Origin of the sequence: Nonomuraea dietziae (assembly GCF_014195505.1) — a bacterium.
Taxonomy (GTDB): Bacteria; Actinomycetota; Actinomycetes; order Streptosporangiales; family Streptosporangiaceae; genus Nonomuraea; species Nonomuraea roseola.
Map to the genome: position 1 here is coordinate 4,234,894 of NZ_JACIBV010000001.1, position 23,426 is coordinate 4,258,319.

The window sequence follows — 23,426 nt, forward strand, 5'->3', positions numbered from 1 at the left end:
GGTTGACGGCCTTGCAGCATGTGCGTAACCATCCCACATACCGCAAATCACATGCAATGGAGACAGGGTGGCTTCCGATCAGAGCAATAATCAGAGCGTGGAACGGGCGATCTCCGTCCTGCGGGTGTTCCTGAGCGGCCGGCCCGAGCTGCGCGTGTCGGATGTCGCCAAGGCCACGGGGCTCGGCACCTCGACCGCCTCACGACTGCTGGCCACGCTGGAGACGCTGGAGTTCGTCGAACGTGACGAGCTCAGCGGCCTGTACCGCCTGGGCACCGCGCCGATCACGCTCGGCGGGGTCGCGCTCAACCAGAACCCGGTGCACCGCGAGGCCCGCCAGGTGGCGCAGGATCTGGCGGCCGCGCTGGGCCTCGGCGTGAACGTGGCGATCAGGCGCGGCGCCTCCATGTTCTACCTGCTGAACTTCGAGGGCAGGCTGGCGCCCCGCTCGTTCGTGCTGACCGGGCAGCGCAAGCCGCTGTACGCCACCGGCATCGGCAAGTGCCTGCTGCTCGGCCTGAGCACGCAGGAGCGCCGCGAGCTGCTGCCCGAGTCCTCGATGCAGCCGTTCACGCCGCAGACGCTCACCACCCACGCCAGGCTCGACGAGGAGCTGGCCGCGGTGCTCGGCCGCGGCTACGCCAGGGAGGTCGAGGAGCTGGCGTTCGGCCGCGCGTGCGTGGCCGCGCCGATCCGCGACCAGGCCCGCGAGGTCGTGGCGGCGATCTCGATCTCGGGCCCCCTGTCGGCGATGGACCTGGCCGCCAGAGAGGCCGAGCTGGCCCGCACGGTGATCGAGACGGCCGACTCCATCAGCATCGGCCTGGGTTACGTCGGCCCCGTCCACGCCTTCGCCGCGAGCCCGGCATGAATGCCAGGAAGCTGTCCGACGGGCAGTTCGCCTGGCTGCTGATGATCCCCGGGCTCGCGCTGTTCCTCGCCATCATCGCCTACCCGCTGGTGGCGGCGCTGGTCACGGGGTTCTTCGAGCAGAGCCTCGTCCGGCCCGGCCGCGCTTTCGTCGGCCTCGCCAACTTCGCCGACGTGCTCGGCGGCGACTTCTGGCCGGTGCTGCGCAACACGCTGGTGTTCACGATCGGCGCCACGCTCATCCCCTTCGTGGTCGGCTACGCGCTGGCCCTGGCGCTCAACGCGGGCATCAGGGGCAGCGGGTTCCTGCGCGGCCTGTTCCTGTTCCCCTGGGTGATCCCCGGCGTGGTCGTCTCCTTCCTCTGGCTGTGGATCTTCAACGCCAACTACGGCGTGCTCAACGGCGTGCTGACGCAGGCAGGGTTCATCGAGACGACGGTGTCGTGGCTCGGCCAGCCGGTCACAGCGATGATCGCGGTGATCGTCACCAAGACCTGGGCGAGCTTCCCCTGGATGATGGTGATGCTGCTGGCAGGCCTGCAGACGATGCCCAAGGAGCTGCACGAGGCGGCCTCGGTCGACGGGGCGGGCGCGGTCCGCAGGTTCAGGTCGGTCACGCTGCCGCACATGAAGGGAATCGCGGGCATCGTGCTGCTGCTGGAGTTCATCTGGAACTTCCAGCACTTCGACACGATCTACGTGCTCACCGGCGGCGGGCCCGCGGGCTCCACCAAGACCTTCGCCGTGGCCGTCTACGACACCGCGTTCAAGGGCTTCGACCTGGGCCACGCCACCGCGCTCGGCGGCCTCTGGATGCTGCTGCTGCTCGTCCTCGTCGCCTTCTACCTGCGACGCGAGACGAAGGAGAGCTCATGACCGTGACCCTGACCAGCCCCGCCTCGGTGTCACGCCGCCAGGTGAAGGTCCGGCGCAGGCCCGACCAGGTCCGCTCGCGCCTGGCCGCGTGGATCGCCGTCGTGGTCATCGGGCTGTTCGGCATGCTGCCCGTCTACTGGCTGGTCGCCACCGCGTTCACCCCCGACGACAAGGCCTTCAGCTTCCCGCCCTCGCTGTTCCCCACCGAGATCACCTTCGACCACTTCGCCAACCTCGCCAGGAACGAGCAGCTGTTCGGCTACCTGGTGAACAGCGTGATCGTCTCGGTGGTCACGGCCGTGCTGAGCGTGGTCGTGTCCGCCTACATGGCCTACGCCTTCTCCAAGTTCCGCTACCGAGGCCGCAGGTCGCTCATGCACCTGGTGCTGGCCTCACAGATGTTCCCTCAGGCGCTGCTGCTGGTGACGCTCTACGCCGTCTTCAGCGCCTCGGGGCTGCTGGGCAGCTACACGGCGCTGATCCTCTCGTTCACCACGTTCACGCTGCCGCTGTGCGTGTGGATGCTCAAGGGGATCTTCGACACGGTGCCCAGCTCGCTGATGGAGGCCGCGGCGATCGACGGAGCCTCCAGGTTGCGCACGCTGCACCAGATCGCGCTGCCGCTGGCCGCTCCCGGCCTGGTGGCGGCGGGGCTGTTCGCCTTCGTCAGGGCGTGGAACGACTTCGTCTTCGCCCTCACGCTGACCGACCCCGACCGCCAGACGCTGCCGCCCGGACTCGTGCACACCTACCTCGGGGAGTTCCAGACCGCCTGGCCCGACCTGATGGCCGCCTCGTTCGTCGTCTCGCTCCCCGTCATCGCCGCCTTCATGTTCCTGCAGCGATACCTGGTCGGCGGGCTCACGGCGGGCGCGGTCAAGGGCTGACCCTCACCCCTCTTCCTGGAGAGACCATGACAACGATGAACCGCAGGGACGCCCTGCGGATGCTCGGACTGTCCACCCTCGGCGCGACCGCCCTGGCGGCCTGCGCCCCCGACGCCTCGGGCGGCGGCGCGCCCAAGGGCGACACCGCGGCCAAGACCTTCGGCTTCACCTCGTGGTCGCTGAACGAGGAGGCCCAGAAGGGCGCCGTGCAGGCCATCGTGGACGCCTACGCCACGGCCAAGCAGGTGAAGGTCCACACCGCGTCCTTCCCCTACAACGAGTACCTCAACCAGGTGACACTCAAGCTGCGCGGCGGCCAGGTGTCGGGCGCGATCCAGCTCGACATCTCCTGGCTCGGCGCGCTGGCCGCCATGGGCAAGCTCAGGGACCTCTCGCCCCAGGCCGCCAAGGGGGGTTACACCGAGGTGGCCCGCTCCAGCGGCCAGTTCGACGGCAAGCAGCTCGGACTGCCGTGGACGACGGGCTCCATCGGCCTGATCGCCAACACCGACCTGCTGAAGAAGGCCGGTGTGGACGGCCTGCCCTCGACGGTCGAGGAGTTCGAGGCCGCGCTCGGGAAGGTCGGCAAGCTCGGCGGCGGCGTGGTGCCGTACGCGGCGGCGACCAAGGCGGCCCAGCTCAAGGACATCCTGCCGTGGATGCAGACGTTCGGCAGCCCCCTGCTGAACGGCGAGGAGATCGCGGTGGGCGACGACGCCTCCGTCGCCGCCGTCGAGTGGTACAAGAAGCTGTACGACGCCAAGCTCATCGCCCCCGACGTCGACCGCTTCGACGCCCGCGCGCTGTTCGCGCAGGGCAAGGCCGCCTTCTACGACGACGCGATCATCGCGCGCGGCGTGGTGTCCAGCCAGGCGCCCGACAAGACGCTGACCGAGAAGATGGCGCCGCTGGCCAGACCGGTGCTGAAGGCGGGCGACACGCCGCGAGCGCTGCTGTGGGGCCACGTGATCGTGGTGGTGGACGGCGAGGGCGCCGACGCCGCCGCCGACTTCGCCTCCTTCGCCACCTCCGACACCGCGACCGTGGCCGGCTTCTTCGAGAAGGTGAAGCTCCCGCCTACCACCACCGCGGGTCTCGCCGACCCGAAGGTCGCGGGCGACACCTTCACCACCGACTGGACCGAGAAGATCACCAAGACGGCGACGCCGAACCCGTTCTGGCGTTACGCGGGTTACGCGCAGATCGAGAGCACGATCGCCGAGCAGGTGCAGGCCGTACTGGTCGGACAGTCCTCGGCCAAGGAGGCGCTGGCCAAGGCGGCGGAGACGGCCAAGGGCCTGCAGAAGTAGCGCTCGGAGGCCGCCCGGCAGGCGGCACGTCCACGCGGAACGGCCATTCCGCGTGGACCCGTGTTCCCTTCCGGGCGGCCCCCTGCACAGGAGCCCCCGCGAAACGCTCGATCCGTGTCCCCCAGCCCCCGACGCCACCCCCTGCGCATCACCCTCTGACCAAGGCCCGGTCGTGGTGCGGGCGCCGTCCCACTGCATTCTTCGGACAGATGGCGAAAGCCCCGCCCCCGGGAACCGGGAGCGGGGCTTTCGGGTGTTCTGTTATGCCTCGACGTGCTTGGGGTCGCCGTGGCAGCGCTTGTACTTCTTGCCCGAACCGCACGGGCACGGCGCGTTGCGCTCGACGTTGCCGTAGGCGGCGCGCTGAGCGGCGGTGGTGCGGACGCTGGTGTGCTCCACCTCGCCGTCCTCACCGGGAGCCGTGTACTCCAGCTGGGTGGGACGCTCCGGCCCCCGCAGCCCACGGGCGATGATCGACCTGGTCTCGGCGATCTCCGCGGACTCCTCGACGATCGGGTTCTCCTGCACCTCGACCTCGAGGTTGAACAGGTAGCCGACCGACTCCTCCTTGATGCCCTCGAGCATCGCGGAGAACATCTCGAAGCCCTCGCGCTGGTACTCGATCAGCGGGTCGCGCTGCGCCATCGCGCGCAGCCCGATGCCCTCCTGGAGGTAGTCCATCTCGTAGAGGTGCTCGCGCCACTTGCGGTCGAGGACCGACAGGATGACGCGCCGCTCCAGCTCGCGCATGGCCTCGGAGCCGAGCTCCTCCTCGCGCCTGTCGTAGGCGGCGAGGGCGTCGGCCGTGATCTTCTCGTTGAGCAGGTCGGCGGACAGCTCCTCGCGCCCGCCCGCCTCCTCCACGACGTCCTCGAGCTTGAGGGAGATCGGGTAGAGCTCGCCGAACGCCTTCCACAGCTTGTCGAGGTCCCACTCCTCGGAGAAGCCCTCGGCGGTGGCGGCGGCGACGTACTCCTTGATCACGTCGGTGACGAAGCCGCGGACCTGCTCGTGCAGGTCGGCGCCCTCCAGCACGCGGTGGCGCTCGGCGTAGATCACCTTGCGCTGCCGGTTCATGACCTCGTCGTACTTCAGAACGTTCTTGCGGATCTCGAAGTTCTGCTGCTCGACCTGGTGCTGGGCGGAGGCGACGGCCTTGGTGACGATGCCGGACTCGATCGGCTGGTCGTCGGGGATGTTCATCCTGACCATGATCGCTTCGACGCGCGGCGAGTTGAACAGGCGCATCAGGTCGTCGCCGAGCGAGAGGTAGAAGCGCGACTCGCCGGGGTCGCCCTGACGGCCGGAACGACCGCGCAGCTGGTTGTCGATGCGACGCGACTCGTGGCGCTCGGTGCCGAGGACGTAGAGACCACCGAGCCCGGTGACCTCCTCGTGCTCGGCCTTGACCGCCTGCTTGGCCTTCTCCAGCGCCTCGGGCCACGCCTTGTCGTACTCGTCGGGCGTCTCGATCGGGTCGAGACCGCGCTGACGCAGCTCGATGTCGGCGCGGAACTCGGGGCTGCCGCCGAGCATGATGTCGGTGCCACGGCCGGCCATGTTGGTGGCCACCGTCACGGCGTGCTTGCGGCCCGCCTCCGCGACGATCGCCGCCTCACGCGCGTGGTTCTTGGCGTTGAGCACCTCGTGCTTGACGCCCTTGCGGGTCAGCAGCTTCGACAGCCGCTCGGACTTCTCGACCGAGGTGGTGCCGACGAGGACGGGCTGGCCCGCCTCGTAGCGCTCGGCGATGTCCTCGACGACCGCCTGGAACTTGGCGTCCTCGGTCCTGTAGATCAGGTCGGACTGGTCCTTGCGGATCATCGGCCTGTTCGTCGGGATCGGGACGACGCCGAGCTTGTAGGTCTGGTGGAACTCGTTGGCCTCGGTGACCGCGGTGCCGGTCATGCCGGACAGCTTGGCGTAGAGGCGGAAGTAGTTCTGGAGGGTGATCGTGGCGAGAGTCTGGTTCTCGTCCTTGATCTTCACCCCCTCCTTGGCCTCGATCGCCTGGTGCATGCCCTCGTTGTAGCGGCGCCCGTGCAGGACTCGACCGGTGAACTCGTCGACGATCAGGACCTCGCCGTCGGCGACGATGTAGTCCTTGTCCTTCTTGTAGAGCTCCTTGGCCTTCAACGCGTTGTTGAGGTAGCCGACCAGGTGGGTGTGCTCGGGCTTGTAGAGGTTGTCGATGCCGAGCCAGTCCTCGACCTTCTCCACACCGCTCTCGAGGATGCCGACCGTGCGCTTCTTCTCGTCGACGACGTAGTCGCCGGTGCTGGGCTCGCCGGGCGTCTTGGCCTCGACGCCCTTGCGGAGGCGCGGCACGATCTTGGCGAACTCGGTGTACCACTTGCCGGACTGCTCACCCGGGCCAGAGATGATCAGCGGGGTACGGGCCTCGTCGATGAGGATGGAGTCGACCTCGTCCACGATCGCGAAGTTGTGGCCACGCTGGACGCACTCCTCCAGCGACCACGCCATGTTGTCGCGCAGGTAGTCGAAGCCGAACTCGTTGTTCGTCCCGTAGGTGATGTCGGCGTTGTACATCTTGCGCCGCTCGGCGGGGTCCTGCCCCGCGAGGATCATCCCGACCTCGAGACCGAGGAAGCGGTGCACGCGGCCCATGTTCTCGGCGCCGACCTTGACCAGATAGTCGTTGGTCGTGATGACGTGGACGCCCTTGCCCGAGATGGCGTTGAGGTAGGCGGGGAGAGTACAGGTCAGGGTCTTGCCCTCACCGGTCTTCATCTCCGAGATGTTGCCCATGTGGAGGTTGGCGCCGCCCATGATCTGGACGTCGAAGTGACGCTGGCCGAGCACGCGGCGCGCAGCCTCGCGGACCGTCGCGAACGCCTCGGGGAGCAGGTCGTCGAGCGACTCGCCATCGGCGTGTCGCTGCTTGAACTCATCCGTGAGCGCGCGCAACTCCGCGTCGGACAGGCTCTTGAAGTCGTCCTCGATGGAGTTGACCTGGTCGGCGATCCGCTTGAGCTTGCGCAGGATCTTGTTCTCGCCGGCGCGCAGAATCTTGTCGAGAATGGCTGGCACTTTGTGTAAAGCTCCTCGCAGGTCTACCCCGGCGGCCGCCAGGAGGAGAGGCTGAGACAAACTTCCCCGCTGCCATCGTAGGCGGTTCTTCCACCAGACACAGCCACCGCGACGGGGAGGCCGCAACCACCGTCTGGGACAATGGTCTTTCGGCAGAGCGTATGCCGATCTAGACCGATCTCGCACCATTGACATGGCAGGGCGGGAAAACCTTCAGGAGGGATAGGCCATGGCAGATGGTCACAACCTAGGCAACCACGGTGGGCGCGCGTCGTCGTGGCTGGCGGTCACCGTCGTACTGGCCGGGTTCATCGTGGGCGGCGTCGGCCTGGCGATGGCCAACTGGCTGATCGTCTGGGTCGGCGTGGGGGTGATCGTCCTGGGCGGGGTCCTCGCCCTCGTCTTCGACATCTTCTCCGACGTCGTCATTGACGCGCCCCGCGCGGGCATGCGCGCCGAGGACCACCGCTAAGAGGACCTGACCGGTGGCGGGCGCCGGGTCCCCACGGCGCCCCGCCCGCCACCGCTTTCCGTCCTCTCGATTCCGGTACCTCCTCCGCCCACAAACCTGGCGCTCCAGCCCAGCCCCACGGCCCCTCCCCGCGCGCCGCCCTCCGCGCCTCACCCCCGCCGCGCCCGGCCTCGCACACCGCGCCGTCCCGCGCCGTCCACCGCTCCCCTGCGACCCGTCCGGCTCTCGCCGGTGGTCGGGTCCACTGTCGGGAGCTCTATAGATCTCGCCGTCGGACCGCGTGCCGTTTTTGTCGGTGCCCGCCGTTACGATGCCCGGCATGCTGTGCCGTACGGAATCTGCGACATGACCGAGTTGAGCGCCGACGACGCGCGCCGGTTGATCCTGCGCGCCCAGGGCTTGTTGGGCGCCGACGCCCGGCGCGGCGGGGTGGAGGGCATGCTCCGCAGGCTGGGCGCCGTGCAACTCGACACCATCTCCGTCCTCGCCCGCTCCCATGAGCTGGTCGCGTACGGCAGGCTGGGCGCCGTCGGCAGGGAGACGATCGAGCGCGCCTACTGGCACAACCCCGCGCGCAGCTTCGAGTACTGGTGCCACGCCGCCTGCATCCTGCCCATCGAGCACTGGCCGCTCTACGACTTCCGCCGCCGCGCCTACCGCGCGAGCAAGCAGCGCTGGCACGAGGTCCCGCCCGACTTCGAGAAGGTGCTCCACCAGGTGCGCGACAGCGGCCCCGTGACCACCTCCGACATCGGCGGCGCCAAGAAGAGCGCCGAGTGGTGGGACTGGTCCGACTCCAAGATCGCGCTCGAGTGGCTGCTCGACATCGGCGAGCTCGTCTGCACCCGGCGCATCGGCTGGCGCAGGGTCTACGACCTGGCCGAACGCGCCGTCCCCGCCGACCTGCTCGGCCTGGAGCTCACCGACGAGGAGTGCATCGTACGGCTGGCGCGCATCGCGGGCGCCGCGCTGGGCGTGGCGACGCGAGCCGATCTGATCGACTTCCTCAGGCTCAAGGGTCCGCACGCCGCGATGCTCGACGAGGCCCTGGCCAGCGGCGCGGCGGGGCTCGTCCCCGTCCACGTGGCGGGCTGGCCGGAAGCCAGACCCCCACGCCGCACAGCCGTCGTGACTTCACCGGCCATCTCGGTCACCTCGCCATCCCCGAACCCCGCCACGCGCGGAGCCGCCGCACTCGGGGCTCCTGGCTCAGACGATCTCGCCAGCTCCGAAGCCGCCGACAAGGGGCCTTCCGACCTCCTGACCGCTGGAGCCACCGACCAGGGGCTTTCCGGCCCTCCTGGCCTCACGGTCTCTCACGCCGCCGATCCGGGCCTTTCCGGATCTCCCGATCTCGTGACAGCCGGTACTGCAGGGCTCGCGGGGTCTTCCTCCGGCTCCGCGCTGCCGGGGGCCGACGGGCTCGTGGTGTCCGGTGCTTCGATGATCGTGTCGCCGGGTTCCGTTCGTTCCGCGGGGATCGGTGGGCGGGCGCCGAATGCCTGGGCTGATCCTGAGGCCCTGGCGTCGGTGCCGAGGGGACGCCATCGCACCACGCTGGTCTCGCCGTTCGACTCGCTCATCTGGCACAGGGGACGCACCTCGCGGATCTTCGGCTTCGACTACCAGCTGGAGATCTACGTCCCCAAGCCCAAGCGCGTCCACGGCTACTTCACGATGCCGGTTCTCGCGGGCGGCAAGCTCATCGGCAGGGTCGATCCCGCGCGCGAGGGCTCGACCTTCGTGGCCAGGCATGTGTCCTTCGAGTCCTCGGTGGTGCGTGCTGTGGACATCGCGGCGGTGCGGGACGCGCTGTGGTCGGCGGCGAGCTGGGTGGGCTGCACCGACGTACGGGTCGAGCGGGTCACCTCCGAGGCACACACCCGTCCGCTCCTCGACGCCCTACCTCTCGGCCCCTCCGACCCCCGCTGACCCCAACGGAGCCCACGCGTCCGCCCCTTCGAGAGACCCTCCGCCACCCCGGCAGAGAGGCCTTCGAAGGGGGCTGCGTCCTTCCAAGACGCTCCCGCCCCTCGGCCAACGACACCGCCGCCTTCCGATGGGGCCCGCCCTCTTCCGACGGGGGGTGCACGCGGCCCCTCGAGGGAGTGCTACCCGTCGAGGGAGTGCCGCCCGTCGAGGGGGTACCGCCCTTCGACGACAACGCTGCCCATCGAGGGTCGCCGTCCATTGGGAAGGTCGCCGTACTTCGACATGGTCGCCGCCCCGGCACCGCCGCCTTCGAGGAAGGTGCTGGTCGGCCGGTCCTGAGGTGGCGTCTTCACGAGGCGCCCGCCTTTCGAAGGCTCGGCCTCGGGAGTCTCCACATCGCGCGACCCTGGTCGAGAGCGCGGGCACGCGCTTCTCCAAGGACGAGCCCGTGAAGGCCGCAGGCTTTCGCCCCCACGGCGCGGCCGAGCGGAGACCGTGGTCGTCCGTCTCCGCGCCGCCTCAGTGTCCCCGTGCTCCCCGACAAACCCGTTAAGGGCATGCGGCAGGCCGTTGACCCCAGTCCGTCAGGTGATCTCCAGCATGCGTTCACGCACGGCGTAGACCACGGCCTCCATCCTGGAATGCAGTTGCAGCTTGTCGAGGATGTTCCTCACGTGGTTCTTCACCGTGTTCTCCGAGATGAACAGCTGCTTGGCGATCTCTCGGTTGTTCATCCCCTTCGCCACCAGCCGCAGCACCTCCATCTCCCGCTCCGTCAGCCTCGGAACCGGCAGCTGGGGCGGCCGTTCGGCCTCCTTGCGGCTCATGTTGGCGAACTCGGTGATGAGCTTCGCCGCCATCGCGGGGTTGATGAGGGACTGGCCCTCGTGCACGCCGCGCACCGCGTCGGGAACCTCGTCGATCTGGACGTCCTTCAGCAGGTAGCCGGTGGCCCCTGCCTTGATCGCCTCGAAGAGGTCCTCCTCCTCGTCGCTGACCGTCAGCATGATGATCCTGGTGCTGGGCACCGACGCCTTGATGCCGCCGGTCGCCTCGATGCCGCCCTGTCTGGGCATGCGAACGTCCATCAGGACCACGTCGGGGAGAAGGCGATCGGCCAGCTCGACCGCCTCCTGCCCGTCGCTCGCCTCGCCGACCACCTCGATGTCCTCCTCGGCCGCCAGAGCCAGCGCGAGGCTGCGCCTGATCAGCTCGTGATCATCAACGATCATCACGCGGATCGGGTCGCTCATGCGGCCTCCTCGGGGGACCGCATCTGCCTGATGGCTCGCTCGCTCACGTGGCCGGGGCGCGCCGCCTCGACTCGCTCGCTGCGCTCGCTCACGTCTCCTCCTCGTGGGGGGCCAGAGCCGTTGAACCGCCATGATGCCAGGCTTTTGCGGTCCTGGGGTGGTCGAGAGGATCTTCGTTTACGACATTACGGCTCAACGAGCCGCAACACGCCGTAGTGGTAGCCGCGCCGGCTGTAGACGACGCTCGGCTGGCCGCTCTCCTTGTCACGGAACAGGTAGAAGTCGTGACCGACCAGTTCCATCTCGAGAAGGGCCTGGTCGATGGTCATGGGTTCGGCTTTGTGGAACTTCTCGCGGACGACGCAAGGGCCTTCGCCGTCCATCTCGATGGGGACGATGTCGTCGTAGGCCTTGTCGTCGGGGAGGAGGTCCTCCTCCTCGGGCTCCGCCTGCGCGGGGACGGCGGTGGCCTGCGGCGTGTCGTAGACGTCGGCCAGCGCCGCCGTCAGTTCGGCCACGGAAGGGGTGGCGTGGTTGCCGTGATGCACCTTGCGCCGGTCCGCGATCCGCCTGAGGCGGCCTTCGAGTTTGTCGAGTGCTAGATCGAGGGCGGCGAATCGGTCGTCTGCCGAGGCCTCCGCGCGGATGGCGGGTCCTCGTGAGTGAATGGTGAGCTCGACGCGCTCGCGCTGATCCGCGAGACGGGGGTTGCGCTCCTTCGACACCTCCACATCGACTCGAATGAGCTTGTTGTCCAGACGCTCGATCCTGGCCAGCTTGGTCGTCACGTGGTCCCGGAACCGGTCACTCACTCCTGTGTGCCGTCCCTTGACGATGATGTCCATGCAACAGCCCCCCTTCGTCTAACAACTGAGACAGAGCGCCCGACGCTGTGCCTGCCGGGCGAGGTCTTCTACCACCGTTACCCTCTTTCGACACATCGTCACCAGCGGCTCCAGTGGCACCCGTCCGGCCGACCTGGTCTTCGACCCCACAATCGCCTGCTGAGGGGTTCGCAGCTCTTTGCCACTACTGCCCTTCTCTTCTGGTCGGGGGACATCTGGACCCCCGGGAAGGCAGGACTTACTCCTAAGCCGCACCGTGATCAGTCGACAAAAAGTCGCCTTACGTGGACCGTTTCGCCTGCGGCTGGCATCGGCTAGCAGAGCCGGGAGCCCCGACCCTGCGCAACCACGGACCCGAACGGGTGCCATGTCAGAACGCTATCCGGATCCCGTCCGAATGTCAGCCTGAGGTTCGCCTAAAAGATCACTTTGCGTGATTTTGCGAGCACGAAAGAGGGGTAGCAGATGTCCGGATTAGCGACCGTTTACCCCTTCCAGGCGGGCCTGGAGGACCCGGTGAGCTGCGGCCGAGGAAGGGAGATGTGGCGAAGCGGGGAGGGTGGAGACCTGGCGTCGCCTTTACTGTCCGTCACCTTAATGGATCACGCTTTTTCGGCGTGTCGCGGCGACCGTTACCGCGGCGCCTACGGTCGCCCCCGCTTCGCGTATCGCCCTGGCCGCCTCGGCCAGCGTCGCCCCCGTCGTGACGACGTCGTCCACGAGGACCACAGGCGGCCCTGAGCGGCCACTCAGGGGCGCGCCGCCCGCCTGCGCGACTCGTAGGGAGGAGGCCAGGTTGGCGGCCCTCTGCGCGGCGCTGAGCCCCGCCTGGTCGGCCACTCTCCTGCTCTGCCTGAGGTCCGCGCGGAGCGTGACCGCCCTGCCCAGACCGGCCAGATGGCGTACGGCCAGCGCCGCCAGCCTGCCCACGGGGTCGTGCCCTCTCGCGCGGACGGCCCGCCGGGCGCTCGGCACCGGGACGACGACGAGGGCCCCCCGTGGCACCGCCGTGGCGATGGTGAAGGCCAGCGCCTGCGCCAGCGGGGCGGCGAGAGCCGTACGGCCCCGCTCCTTGTAGTGGAGGATCGCCTGGCGGGCCGCGCCCTCGTAGAGCGTCGCCGACCAGCAGACGGGCAGCCCCTCGGGGCCAGGAACGGGTGTCCTGTCGGCGGGGGCGACGACGAGGCACGCCTCGCACAGCAGCGAGCCCCGGACGGCGCAGCCCACGCATCGAAGGGGCAGGAGGAGGTCGAGCACGCGTGCAGGATGCCCGCCGCCACCGACAGAACCAGTGCCGAGTCCTGGGCCGGGGGTCGAGCGCGGGGTCGCTCGAGCGAGGGTCAGAGGGGCAGCCGAGGGGTCGGTCGAGGGGGTCAGTCGAGGGGGTCAGTCGAGGGGGTCAGTCGAGGGGGAAGGTCAGGTAGAGGGCGCCCTCCGGGGCCTTGGTGTCGACCCACTTGTCCTGCGTGAGCTCCAGCACCTTCCCGCCACCCTTCTCGTCGGCCTCGGTGCCCGCCACCAGCCGGTCGTTCAGCGCCGTGATGGACGTGATGCGCTTGTCGGTACCAGGAAGCTGCCGCACCGTCCCGTTGCTGATGTCGATCTCGGAGATGGTGCGGCCCGAGCCGACGAGCGCGAGCAGGTGCTCGGAGTCGCTCCAGGCGAGGTCCTTGATCTCCTCCGCCGACCACAGCGTCTGGAAGTGGTCCAGCTTGTCGCCGGTGATGACGCCGACCATGACGGAGACGCCCTCGCCGTCGGCGACGATGGCGGCCACCCTGGTGCCGTCCCTGGCGACCTTGAAGGCCTTGACCTGCTTGCCGTTCAGCTCGGGGGCGGCGATGCGCGTCACCGGCTGGTCCAGGGCCGACATGTCGTAGCGCAGGACGTAGGAGGTGCGCTCGTCGACCCTGTCGACGGTCCACAGCGTGCCGTTCCAGTTCCAGCTGGGGGCGGTCAGGTCGGTGCCCTTGATCGCCTCCTCCCACTGGGCGTCACCGGCGAGACGGCTGATCCAGACGCTGCGGCCGTCGTTCTTCAGCGCGGCCACGTACTCCGCCGGGTCTCCCTCGCGCGGCCCGGGCGAGCCGGTGATCGCCGGCTCCTTGTAGATCTCGCCCAGCTGTCCGACGGGACCGGGGATCGCGCTGCTCGCGCCGTCCTGGCCGAGCCACATCAGCTGGCCGTTCTGGACGAAGTAGACCTTGCTCTCCGGCGAGCGCAGCCATGTCTCGGTCTGCCTGGGCACGATCGTCAGCGGGCTCGACTCGTAGAAGGGCTCGCCGTTGAGGCGCACCTCGATGGTGCGGCCCTTGGTCAGCTCCCTCAGGCTCCACTGCAGCTGCCGCGTGAGCGCCTCGACGGGCGCCGGCTGGGTCTTGAACTGGCCTTCGAGCCTGACCACGACCGTCTCGTCACCCGGGTCGATCCTGTCGAGGCTGATCCCCTCGAACGCGGTGGAGACCGCGCCCTCGAGCGACTCGCTCGGGCCTTCGAGCAGCCTGTCGACGATCGTCTCCGCGAGCGACCTGCGCGGGTTGACCGGCAGCCACACGTGGTCGACCACGGGGATGGCCCTGGGGTCGTCGAGCGAGCCCGAACCGCTGAGGAAGTAGATGTCGGCCTGCGCGTAGGCCCTGCGCACGTCGGCGGCGGTGAGGAGCATCAGCCCGTTGTCGAGCCTGGAGACCCGGTAGCCCTCCTTCGTCTTGGCCACGGGGACCTGCAGGGTGCGCTTCTCCTTCTTGGGCTCGTACCAGCCGTCGTCGTGGATGATCGCGATCTGGGTGGCCTCGATCTGGACCATGCCCTCTTTCACCTGGTTGACGGTCGGGTTGTCCTCGACCACGGTGAAGGAGTCGCCGGGCTTCCACGCGCGCTTGGCCTCGGGTGTGAGGTACTCGCGCAGGATCTTCTGCTCGACGTCGTCGAAGCTGGCCATCGCCGCCAGCAGCCCCTGGACGGTCTGCGTCGGCGTCCAGTCGGCCTGCGGGGACGTGGCGACCATGCGCTGGAACGGCTTGGTCATCGAGTCGGCGGCGTCGGCGGGCCTGGCCAGCTCGGGCGGCCCGCCCACAGAGATCACCGAACAGGCCGAACCGCCGCAGGCCACGCTGGCCGCGAGCACGAGAACGCCGAACTTCTTACTCCGCATGGAGCACCCCCTCCCCCGCCGCCGGTGAGAGCACCGGCGTGATGTGCCCGCGCCATGTCCGCCGCATTTCCACCTCCGGCGGCACGAGCGACAGCGGAGAGCCCTTCAGCACGGCCCCCGCCGTGCGAGGCAGGGTGAGTCTGAACTGCGACCCCTCTCCAGGCGTCCCCCACGCCTGCAACCAGCCTCCGTGCAGCATGGCGTCCTCGCGCGAGATGGCCAGCCCGAGCCCGGTGCCGCCGATCGTGCGCGCCCTCGAGGGGTCCGCCCTCCAGAACCTGTCGAAGACCATCTGGTCCTCGCCGGGTTTCAGGCCGACTCCGTGATCCCGTACGGCCACGGCCGCCGCGTCGCGGTCGGCTCCCACGGTCACCACGATCTCGCGCCCCTCGCCGTGCTCGATCGCGTTGAACAGCAGGTTGCGCAGGATCCGCTCCACCCTGCGGCTGTCGATCTCCGCCATGCAGGGCTCGCTCGGCAGCCGCAGCTCGAAGCGGGTGCCGTGCCGTTCGGCCAGCGCCTCGGAGTCGCCCACCGCGCGCAGGACCACGTCGCGCACGTCGGTGGAGTCGAGGTCGAGCGTGGCCGCGCCCGCGTCGTAGCGGCTGATCTCCAGCAGGTCGGCCAGCATCGACTCGAATCGCTCGAGCTGGGCCTGCATCAGCTCGGCCGAGCGCGCGGCCATCGGCTCGAAGTCCTCGCGCGCGTCGTAGAGCAGGTCGGCGGCCATCCGCACGGTGGTGAGCGGGGTACGCAGCTCGTGTGAGACGTCGGAGACGAACTGCCGCTGCACCTGCGACAGCTCCTCCAGCTGATGGATCTTGAGCGCCAGGTTGGCGGCCATCTCGTTGAAGGAGGTGGCCAACCGCGCGAGGTCGTCCTCGCCGCGCACCTTGAGCCGCTCGTCGAGCCGTCCCGAGGCGAGGCGCTCGGCCGCCTGGCGGGCCAGCCGTACGGGGGTGACGACCTGGCGGGTGACCAGGGAGGCGATGGCGCCGAGCAGCAGCACCAGGCCGATGCCGACGACCACCAGCACCTGGCGCACGGTGGTGAGCATCTCCTCCTCGCCGGTGAGCGGGAAGAAGTGGTAGACCTCGTAGCCGTTCTGGACGAAGGCGCCGACCACGAGTGTCAGCTCGGGCTCGCCTCCGGCGGCGAACTTGATGCGCTTCCTGACCTGCTGCGGCTCGTTGAGCACGCCGCTCTTGTCGCGCTTGGTCTGGAGCTTCGCGCGCAGGTCGGCGGGCACGTCGACGGGCAGTACCCGGCCCGTGGCCCGCGAGCCTCCCGGCTCGGTCGGGTTGAGCACGAGCAGCTGGTAGCGCTTCTGCCAGCCGCTCTCGCCGGTGCCGATGATGCCGTAGAGAGCCTGGTCGAGCGGGTCCTCGATCGGGGCGGTGCTGCCCTCGGCGGCCTTGCCCTGCTCGGCGGGCTCCTGGTTGAGCGCGGCCACGATGGCGACCCTGTCGGCCGTGGCGTCGGTGACGGCCGCCTGCGTGCGGCTGTCGACGACCGAGGTGTTGATCTGGTCGACCAGGAAGACGCCCAGGACGGCGACCACGGTCACAGAGATCACCAGCGTGCTGGTGATGACCTGGAGCTGGAGCGAGCGCCGCCACGTGCTGCGGACCATGCCCACCGCGCGCCTGGCCCGCCGCCTGACGCCGCCAAGGATCTGGCGGATCGTCCTGCGACGGGGCCTGCTCTTCGACGGGAACATGAGGAAAGGGAAGACTTACGCCGGGCCGGCTTTGTAGCCCACGCCGCGGACCGTGACCACGATCTCGGGGTGCTCAGGGTCCTTCTCGATCTTGGCGCGCAGGCGCTGGACGTGCACGTTGACCAGACGGGTGTCGGCCGCGTGCCGGTAGCCCCAGACCTGCTCCAGGAGCACCTCGCGGGTGAAGACCTGGCGCGGCTTGCGGGCGAGGGCGACGAGCAGGTCGAACTCGAGCGGGGTGAGGTTGATGGTCTCCTCGCCGCGCTTGACCGAGTGGCCCGCGACGTCGATGGTGATGTCGCCGATCTGCAGGATCTCAGGGGTCGGCTCGTCGGTACGGCGCAGCCGCGCCCGCACCCTGGCCACGAGCTCCTTGGGCTTGAACGGCTTGACGATGTAGTCGTCGGCCCCCGATTCCAGGCCGAGCACGACGTCGATCGTGTCGCTCTTGGCGGTGAGCATGACGATCGGGACCCCCGACTCAGCCCTGATCCTGCGCGCCACGTCGATGCCGTCCGCCCCCGGAAGCATCAGGTCGAGCAGTACCAGATCCGGGCGCGTATCCCGGAACGCGTCGAGGGCCTTGTCGCCGTCGGAGACAAAGGATGGTTCGAAACCTTCGCCCCGCAGCACGATGCCGAGCATCTCGGCGAGAGCGGCGTCGTCGTCGACGACAAGCACGCGTCCTTTCATGGCCCCTCATTCGTTCTACGCATTGTGGGACATACCCGCACGGTTGCTGAAGGTTACCCTTGCCAGCCTCGTGGCATAACCATCAGACCATCGAAAGCCGAATTTTAGACGCCCCTGCAACCCCCGTAATCTCAGTGTGCAAGACAAAGGCATGTTTCGACCATCCCCGGACTCGCACTACACCAATGAGTCGCCCACCGTGCCAGGATTGGTGTATGTCAGACGGTCACGAGACGCCGCCCGGCTGGTCGGCTGAGCAGCCTCCGCCCTACCGGGCCCCCGGATCCCCCTACAGCGGCGGCCCGGACCCGTCAGCGTGGCAGCAACCTGTTCCCCCACCGCCTCCCTACGGCCAGCAAGGGTACGGCTACATGCCGCCGCCCGCGCTGCGTCCGGGAATCATCCCGCTACGCCCCCTGGGCCTCGGCGACATCTACGACGGCACGATCAAGCTCATCAGGTCCAACCCCAAGGCGGTGCTCGGCCTGTCGGCGATCGTCGCGGCCGTCGCCGCGGTGCCCGTCTCGATCGGGCAGGCGCTGACGCTCAGCTCGATCGGCGACCTCCTGGACGACCCGACGGCCCAGCCGGCGGCGATGGAGGGCGGGTTCGTCACCCAGTACCTGCCGACGATCATCTCGTCGGTGGTGAGCCTCGCGGCCGTCACGATCCTGACCGGCATCCTCATCAGAATCCTCGGCAGAGCCGTCTTCGGCGGCAAGATCACCGCAGGCGAGGCCTGGCGGCTGGTCGCCTCGAGGGTGCCGGCGCTGTTCGGGGTCTTCTTCCTGGTGCTCGGGCTCATCCTGGTGCCCGCCATCCCGATGGCGGTGATCTTCTACGCCGCCGCGTCGAGCGGTGAGCCCCTGGCCGCGCTCGGCCTCGGCCTTCTGTTCATGCTCTTCTACATCGGCTACGCGCTGTTCATCAACACGCGCTTCGCCCTGGCCGCCCCCGCGGTGGTGCTGGAGGGGCTCGGCCCCGTGCAGGCGATGCGCAGGTCGTGGCGCCTGGTGGGCGGCGACTTCTGGAGGGTGTTCGGCATCCTCGTGCTCACCATGATCATCGCCTGGCTGGTCAGCATGATCATCAGCTTCCCGTTCGGCCTGATCGCGGGGATCGTCAGCGTGTTCGGCGAGGGCTCCACCGGCGCCACCATCGCCGTCGCCGTGGTGCTCGCCGTCGGCACCACGCTGGGCGCGATGATCACCTACCCGCTCCAGGCGGGCGTGGCGGGGCTGCTCTACACCGACAGGCGCATGCGCAGCGAGGCCTTCGACCTGGTCCTGCAGACCGCCGCCCTCGAGCAGCAGCGGCAGGGCTGGGTGCACGCCACGGCCGACGAACTCTGGCATCCGTCGAACGCCCGCAGGCCGTGACCCCTCTGGGCCGTGAGGAGGCGCAGCGCAGGGCGGCCGAGGAGCTGTCCAAGCCGGGCTACGCGCACGAGTCGCTGCTCGACAGGCTCTACCGCACTTTCCAGCAGTTGCTCGGCGACGCGACCGACTTCGCTCCGGGCGGCAGCCCCGTCGGCGCCCTGCTGGCCGCGCTGCTGCTGGTCCTGTTCGTCGTCGCGCTCGTCACGGTGCTGGTCTGGCTGGCACGCAGGTCGGCCCGCGCCACGACGGCGCCAGGCGACCTGTTCGACGGCAGGGCGATGACCGCGGCCGAGCACAGGCAGGCGGCCGAGCGGCTGGCCGCGGAGGGTCGGTGGGCCGAGGCCGTCCAGGAACGGCTGCGCGCCATCGCCCGCGACCTGCAGGACAGAGCGCTGATCGACGGCCTGCCGGGCAAGACCGCCGACGAGCTGGCGGCGGAGGCGGGCAGGTCGCTGCCGGCCTTCGCCGAGGAGCTCGCCGCGGCCGCGCGCGCCTTCGACGACGTCGCCTACGGCGGCGTGCCTGGCAGCCCCGCCGCCTACGCGATGCTGCGTGACCTGGACGAACGGCTCCGCCTGGCCAGGCCGGTGGCGTCGTGAGCGTCTCGACCGCTCCCACGGCGAAGGGCCTGTGGCGGCGAGGCAGGGCGGCTGTGGCGGTCGCGCTGCTCGTGGTGGCCACCGCGGTGTTCGGCGCGCTGCTCGCGGGCGGCGGTGAGCAGGGCCGCTACCTCGACCCCGACGACGCCTCCCTGCGCGGCTCCAAGGCGCTGGCCCAGTTGCTGCGCGACAGGGGCGTGCGCGTCGACAGGGTCGACTCGGTGGAGACCGCCGAGTCCCTTGCCCGTGAAGGCGAGCGCCTCCTGCTGGTCGGCGCGCCGTGGAACGGCGACTACAGCGAGGCCGAACGGCTCGCGAACATCTCCGGCGACTTCGTGATCGTCGGCGACCAGCCCTACCTCGACGTGCTCGCCCCCTCCGTGGACCACGACGGGCAGGCGCGCCTGCGATCGCGCGAGCCCGGCTGCCGGCTGCCGGCCGCCCGCGCCGCCGGCAACGCTTACCTGGGCGGCCGGACCTTCGAGGCAGACGGCGAGTCCTGCTACGCGGGCTCCCTCGTGACGGCGGGCACGGTCACCGTGCTCGGCAGCGGCGAGTTCATGACCAACCTGCGCCTGGCCGAGGACGGCAACGCCGCGCTCGCGCTGAACCTGCTCGGCTCCCGCAAGGCCGTCACCTGGCTGGTGCCCCCTCCCGTGGGGGCCGGCGAGCTGCCAGGGCCAGGAGGCAGGAGCATCCAGGAGCTCATGCCCGACAACGTGCCGTGGGCGGTGCTCATGGCGGTCGTCGCCGTCGCGGTCGTCGCGCTCTGGCAGGGCAGGCGGCTCGGGCCCGTGGTGGCCGAGCGGCTGCCTGTCGTGGTGAGGGCGGCGGAGACCGTGGAGGGCAGGGGCAGGCTCTACCGTGCCCGCAGAGCCAGGACCCAGGCCGCCGAGGCGCTGCGCGGCGGCGCGCTCGACCGCCTGACACCCCGGCTCGGACTCGGCGCGCAGCCCAGGGCCGACGAGGTCGTGGCGGCGCTGGCCGCACGCACGGGGCTGGAGGCCGGCCACCTCGGGACCGCCCTGTACGGCGCGCCCCCCGCCGACGACGCGGGCCTGGTGGCCCTGGCTGGATACTTGGACGAGATCGAGAGGCAGGTTCGTGAACACTGAGGAGACCACCCGCGTCGCGGGGCGCGGTGACATGGCGCGCGAGGCGCTCGGCGCGTTGCGCGCCGAGGTGGCCAAGGCCGTGGTGGGCCAGGACGCGGTCGTGACAGGGCTGGTCATCGCGCTGCTGTGCAGGGGGCACGTGCTCCTGGAGGGCGTGCCCGGCGTGGCCAAGACGCTGATGGTCCGCACCCTGTCGGCCGCGCTCTCGCTCGACTTCAAGCGCGTGCAGTTCACGCCCGACCTGATGCCCGGCGACGTGACGGGCTCACTGATCTACGACGCGAAGACCGCGGAGTTCGACTTCCGCGAGGGGCCCGTCTTCACCAACCTGCTGCTCGCCGACGAGATCAACCGCACGCCGCCGAAGACGCAGGCGGCGCTGCTCGAGGCGATGGAGGAGCGGCAGGTCAGCGTCGAGGGCGACGCCAGGCCGCTGCCCGACCCCTTCGTGGTGTGCGCGACGCAGAACCCGGTGGAGTACGAGGGCACCTACCAGCTGCCCGAGGCGCAGCTCGACAGGTTCCTGCTGAAGCTGACCGTGCCGCTGCCGCCGCGCGACCAGGAGATCGCGGTGCTCGAACGGCACGCGCGCGGCTTCGACCCGCGCGACCTGTCGCAGGTCAAGCCGGTGGCCTCGGCCGACGACCTGGCCGCGGGCCGCGAGGCGGTGGCCGCGGTGCACGTGGCCCCCGAGGTGCTCGGCTACATCGTCGACCTGGCCAGGGCGACCAGGCAGTCGCCCTCGCTGCAGCTGGGCGTCTCGCCTCGCGGCGCGACGGCGCTGCTGGCGGCCTCCAGGGCGTGGGCGTGGCTGTCCGGCCGCACCTACGTGACGCCCGACGACGTGAAGGCGCTGGCCAGGCCCGCGCTGCGGCACAGGATCCAGCTGCGGCCCGAGGCCGAGCTCGAGGGCGCGACCACGGACGGCCTGCTCGACGGCATCCTGGCGGCCGTGCCGGTCCCCCGCTGATGGCACTGACAGGGCGGGCGGGGCTGGTAGCGGCCCTGTGGATCGTGGTGGTGCTGTTCGTGCCAGGGCCCGGCTACGCGGTGCTCGCGGGCTGCCTGCTGCTGCTCGCCGCGATCGTGACCGACCTGGTGTTCGCAGGGTCGGTGCGGCCGCTGACGTTCACCCGCTCGGGCCCCACCTCCGTACGGCTCGGCGAGACGGCCACGGTCGAGCTGATCGTGGAGAATCCCGGCCCTCGGCGGGTGCGCGGTGTCCTGCGCGACGCGTGGCAGCCCTCGGCGGGGCTGTCGCCCAAGAGCGTGCCCATCGACGTGCCGCCGGGCGAGCGGCGGCGCCTGGTGTTCGAGCTGAAGCCCACCCGGCGCGGCGACAGGTCGTCGGAGGCGGTGACCGTCCGGGCCTTCGGGCCTCTCGGGCTGGCCGCGCGGCAGGGTGGTCACAGCGTGCCGTGGACGGTGCGGGTGCTGCCTCCCTTCCTGTCGCGCAAGCACCTGCCCTCGCGCCTGGCGAGGCTGCGAGAGCTCGAGGGCAACCACCCCGCGCTGGTCAGGGGGCAGGGCACGGAGTTCGACTCGCTGCGGGAGTACGTGGTCGGCGACGACGTGCGCTCCATCGACTGGCGCGCCACGGCCCGCCGCAACGACGTGGTGGTGCGGACCTGGCGGCCCGAGAGGGACAGGCGCGTGCTGATCGTCCTCGACACGGGGCGCACGTCGGCCGGGCGCGTGGGGACGGGATGGCCCAGGCTCGACTGGTCCATGGACGCCGCGTTGCTGCTGGCCGCGCTGGCCGTCAAGGCCGGTGACCAGGTGGACTTCCTGGCCTACGACAGGGCGGTGCGCGCCTGGGTGTCGGGCGCCTCGCGCACCGAGCTGCTCTCGGCGCTGGTGAACGTCATGGCCCCGGTCGAGGCCGAGCTGGTGGAGTCCGACGCGCCCGGCCTGGCCGCCGCCATCCTGGGCAGGGCCAAGCGGAGGGCGCTCGTGGTCCTGCTGACCGACCTCAACTCGGCCGCGCTCGAAGAGGGGCTGATGCCGGTGCTGCCCCAGCTGTCGTCGCGGCACCTGCTGCTGGTGGCCGGCGTATCCGACCCGCTGGTCGCGGCCATGGCGGCGGGCAGGGGGACGGCCGAGCAGGTCTACGACGCCGCCGCGGCCGAACGCTCCCTCGCCGAGCGCAGGCGCATCACCGCGCGCCTGCGCGGGCACGGCGTGGAGGTCGTGGACGCGCTGCCCGAGGACTTCGCGCCCGCGCTGGCCGACGCGTACCTGGCGCTGAAGGCAGCGGGACGGCTCTAGTTCGTCGGCGCCACGTCGGGCGCCCTCTCGAGGTCGCCCGTCTCGCCCTCGAGGTAGGCCTTCCTGCCGAAGTACACGACGTAGGCGAGGAAGGCCGCCTCGGCGATCACCCCGATGGACAGGCGCGCCCACGTCGGCAGCCCCGAAGGCGTGACGAGCGCCTCGATCAGGCCTGACACGAACAGGACCAGCACCAGCCCGATCGCCACGCTGACCACCGCTCGTCCCTGCTCGGCCAGCGCGTCGACCCTGCGGCGCGGTCCCGGCACGATGACCGTCCAGCCCAGCCGCATGCCGACCGCCGCGGCCAGGAACACGGCCGTCAGCTCCAGCAGGCCGTGCGGCAGGATCAGGCCGAAGAAGATGTCGAGCTTGTCGCGCGAGGCCATGAGGCCGCCCGAGACGGCCACGTTGGCGGCGTTCTGGAAGAGGATCCAGGGGATCGGCAGGCCCAGGAAGATCGCGAACACGATGACCTGCATGGAGACCCAGGCATTGTTGATCCACACCCTGCTGGCGAACGAGGCGGCGGGATTCTCCGAGTAGTAGTCGGCGAAGTCGTGCTCGACCAGCTGCTTGATCTCCTCGGGCGTGCCCACGGCGGCCTGCACCTCCGGGCTGCCCGCCACCCACGCGCCCATGATCCACGAGACCGCCACGAAGGCCAGGGTGCTGGCCAGCCACCACCACCTGGCGCGGTAGGCGACCACGGGGAACGAGACCGTGAAGAACCTGACGACGTCGCGCCAGGCGGGGGCGTGCGCGCCGGTCACCGCCGAGCGCGCCCTGGCCACCAGCGCCGACAGCCTGCCGACGAGCATGGCGTCCTGCGTGCCCGAACGCACGATCGACAGGTGGGTCGACACCCGCTGGTAGAGCTCGACCAGCTCGTCGACCTCCGCGCCCGTCAGCGACCTGCGCCGCCGTACCAGGTGGTCGAGTCGATCCCACGCGGGCCGGTGCGCGGCGACGAAGGCGTCAATGTCCACCGGGACATTCTGG

At 69.9% G+C, this 23,426-nt stretch carries 20 protein-coding genes; 11 read left to right on the forward strand and 9 right to left on the reverse strand.

Annotation, left to right across the window (positions count from 1 at the left end; translation table 11 throughout):
* Positions 1-67 precede the first annotated feature (67 nt).
* The 4 genes from FHR33_RS52715 to FHR33_RS20055 are packed head-to-tail and all read left to right on the forward strand — an operon-like array spanning position 68 to position 3,943.
* Positions 68-871, forward strand: a complete 804-nt coding sequence (locus FHR33_RS52715; RefSeq protein ID WP_183649928.1) for an IclR family transcriptional regulator — start codon at positions 68-70, stop codon at positions 869-871.
* A complete protein-coding gene (locus FHR33_RS20045; protein ID WP_183649931.1) occupies positions 868-1,746 on the forward strand; it encodes a carbohydrate ABC transporter permease in 879 nt (292 codons plus the stop codon). The genes FHR33_RS52715 and FHR33_RS20045 overlap by 4 nt, the downstream gene beginning before the upstream one ends.
* Entirely contained in the window at positions 1,743-2,633 is an 891-nt protein-coding gene (locus FHR33_RS20050) for a carbohydrate ABC transporter permease (RefSeq protein WP_183649934.1), read from the forward strand. The genes FHR33_RS20045 and FHR33_RS20050 overlap by 4 nt, the downstream gene beginning before the upstream one ends.
* Before the next feature lie 26 nt (positions 2,634-2,659).
* Entirely contained in the window at positions 2,660-3,943 is a 1,284-nt protein-coding gene (locus FHR33_RS20055) for an ABC transporter substrate-binding protein (protein ID WP_183649937.1), read from the forward strand.
* 261 nt (positions 3,944-4,204) lie between these two features.
* On the opposite strand, the gene secA is transcribed toward FHR33_RS20055, so the two are convergent.
* Entirely contained in the window at positions 4,205-6,994 is a 2,790-nt protein-coding gene (secA, locus tag FHR33_RS20060; RefSeq protein ID WP_183649940.1) for a preprotein translocase subunit SecA, read from the reverse strand.
* A 229-nt stretch (positions 6,995-7,223) separates the two neighbouring features.
* On the opposite strand from secA, the gene FHR33_RS20065 reads away from it, so the two are divergent.
* Together FHR33_RS20065 and FHR33_RS50415 are read left to right on the forward strand one after the other, a co-directional pair.
* Complete coding sequence (locus FHR33_RS20065) at positions 7,224-7,466, forward strand: HGxxPAAW family protein (RefSeq protein ID WP_183649944.1); 243 nt, start codon at positions 7,224-7,226, stop codon at positions 7,464-7,466.
* A gap of 345 nt (positions 7,467-7,811) precedes the next feature.
* A complete protein-coding gene (locus FHR33_RS50415; RefSeq protein ID WP_246452014.1) occupies positions 7,812-9,398 on the forward strand; it encodes a winged helix-turn-helix domain-containing protein in 1,587 nt (528 codons plus the stop codon).
* A gap of 179 nt (positions 9,399-9,577) precedes the next feature.
* Here the strand turns inward: FHR33_RS50415 and FHR33_RS20075 are convergent, their stop codons facing one another.
* From FHR33_RS20075 to mtrA, 7 genes are all read right to left on the reverse strand, one after another.
* A complete protein-coding gene (locus FHR33_RS20075; protein ID WP_183649946.1) occupies positions 9,578-9,751 on the reverse strand; it encodes a hypothetical protein in 174 nt (57 codons plus the stop codon).
* Positions 9,752-9,982: 231 nt separating this feature from the next.
* The gene (locus tag FHR33_RS20080; protein WP_183649948.1) at positions 9,983-10,651 is read right to left on the reverse strand and encodes a response regulator; all 669 of its coding nucleotides are present in this window, start codon (positions 10,649-10,651) and stop codon (positions 9,983-9,985) included.
* Between the two features lie 185 nt (positions 10,652-10,836).
* The gene (hpf, locus tag FHR33_RS20085; RefSeq protein ID WP_183649950.1) at positions 10,837-11,496 is read right to left on the reverse strand and encodes a ribosome hibernation-promoting factor, HPF/YfiA family; all 660 of its coding nucleotides are present in this window, start codon (positions 11,494-11,496) and stop codon (positions 10,837-10,839) included.
* A gap of 594 nt (positions 11,497-12,090) precedes the next feature.
* Positions 12,091-12,753 (reverse strand): ComF family protein, encoded by a 663-nt coding sequence (locus FHR33_RS20090; protein WP_312895630.1) that lies wholly within the window; start codon positions 12,751-12,753, stop codon positions 12,091-12,093.
* A gap of 142 nt (positions 12,754-12,895) precedes the next feature.
* Entirely contained in the window at positions 12,896-14,650 is a 1,755-nt protein-coding gene (locus FHR33_RS20095; RefSeq protein WP_183649952.1) for an LpqB family beta-propeller domain-containing protein, read from the reverse strand.
* Positions 14,640-16,370, reverse strand: coding sequence for an MtrAB system histidine kinase MtrB (gene mtrB / locus FHR33_RS20100; protein WP_183649954.1), 1,731 nt, complete (start codon positions 16,368-16,370; stop codon positions 14,640-14,642). The genes FHR33_RS20095 and mtrB overlap by 11 nt, the downstream gene beginning before the upstream one ends.
* A gap of 15 nt (positions 16,371-16,385) precedes the next feature.
* Entirely contained in the window at positions 16,386-17,063 is a 678-nt protein-coding gene (gene mtrA, locus FHR33_RS20105; protein ID WP_043620615.1) for an MtrAB system response regulator MtrA, read from the reverse strand.
* Between the two features lie 215 nt (positions 17,064-17,278).
* Here mtrA and FHR33_RS20110 point away from each other — a divergent pair, with 215 nt between their 5' ends.
* From FHR33_RS20110 to FHR33_RS20130, 5 genes are read left to right on the forward strand one after another with little or no spacing between them, the layout of a single operon-like run.
* Positions 17,279-18,442, forward strand: a complete 1,164-nt coding sequence (locus tag FHR33_RS20110; RefSeq protein ID WP_183649957.1) for a DUF7847 domain-containing protein — start codon at positions 17,279-17,281, stop codon at positions 18,440-18,442.
* Positions 18,439-19,041: a DUF4129 domain-containing protein gene (locus tag FHR33_RS20115; protein ID WP_183649960.1), complete on the forward strand. Its 603-nt coding sequence runs from the start codon at positions 18,439-18,441 to the stop codon at positions 19,039-19,041. The genes FHR33_RS20110 and FHR33_RS20115 overlap by 4 nt, the downstream gene beginning before the upstream one ends.
* Entirely contained in the window at positions 19,038-20,156 is a 1,119-nt protein-coding gene (locus tag FHR33_RS20120) for a DUF4350 domain-containing protein (protein ID WP_183649962.1), read from the forward strand. The genes FHR33_RS20115 and FHR33_RS20120 overlap by 4 nt, the downstream gene beginning before the upstream one ends.
* A gap of 31 nt (positions 20,157-20,187) precedes the next feature.
* A complete protein-coding gene (locus tag FHR33_RS20125) occupies positions 20,188-21,126 on the forward strand; it encodes an AAA family ATPase (protein WP_183660190.1) in 939 nt (312 codons plus the stop codon).
* Positions 21,126-22,424 (forward strand): DUF58 domain-containing protein, encoded by a 1,299-nt coding sequence (locus FHR33_RS20130; protein WP_183649964.1) that lies wholly within the window; start codon positions 21,126-21,128, stop codon positions 22,422-22,424. Before FHR33_RS20125 ends, FHR33_RS20130 begins: the two co-directional genes overlap by 1 nt.
* On the opposite strand, the gene FHR33_RS20135 is transcribed toward FHR33_RS20130, so the two are convergent.
* Complete coding sequence (locus FHR33_RS20135; RefSeq protein WP_183649965.1) at positions 22,421-23,413, reverse strand: stage II sporulation protein M; 993 nt, start codon at positions 23,411-23,413, stop codon at positions 22,421-22,423. The genes FHR33_RS20130 and FHR33_RS20135 overlap by 4 nt on opposite strands.
* Positions 23,414-23,426: the final 13 nt, after the last annotated feature.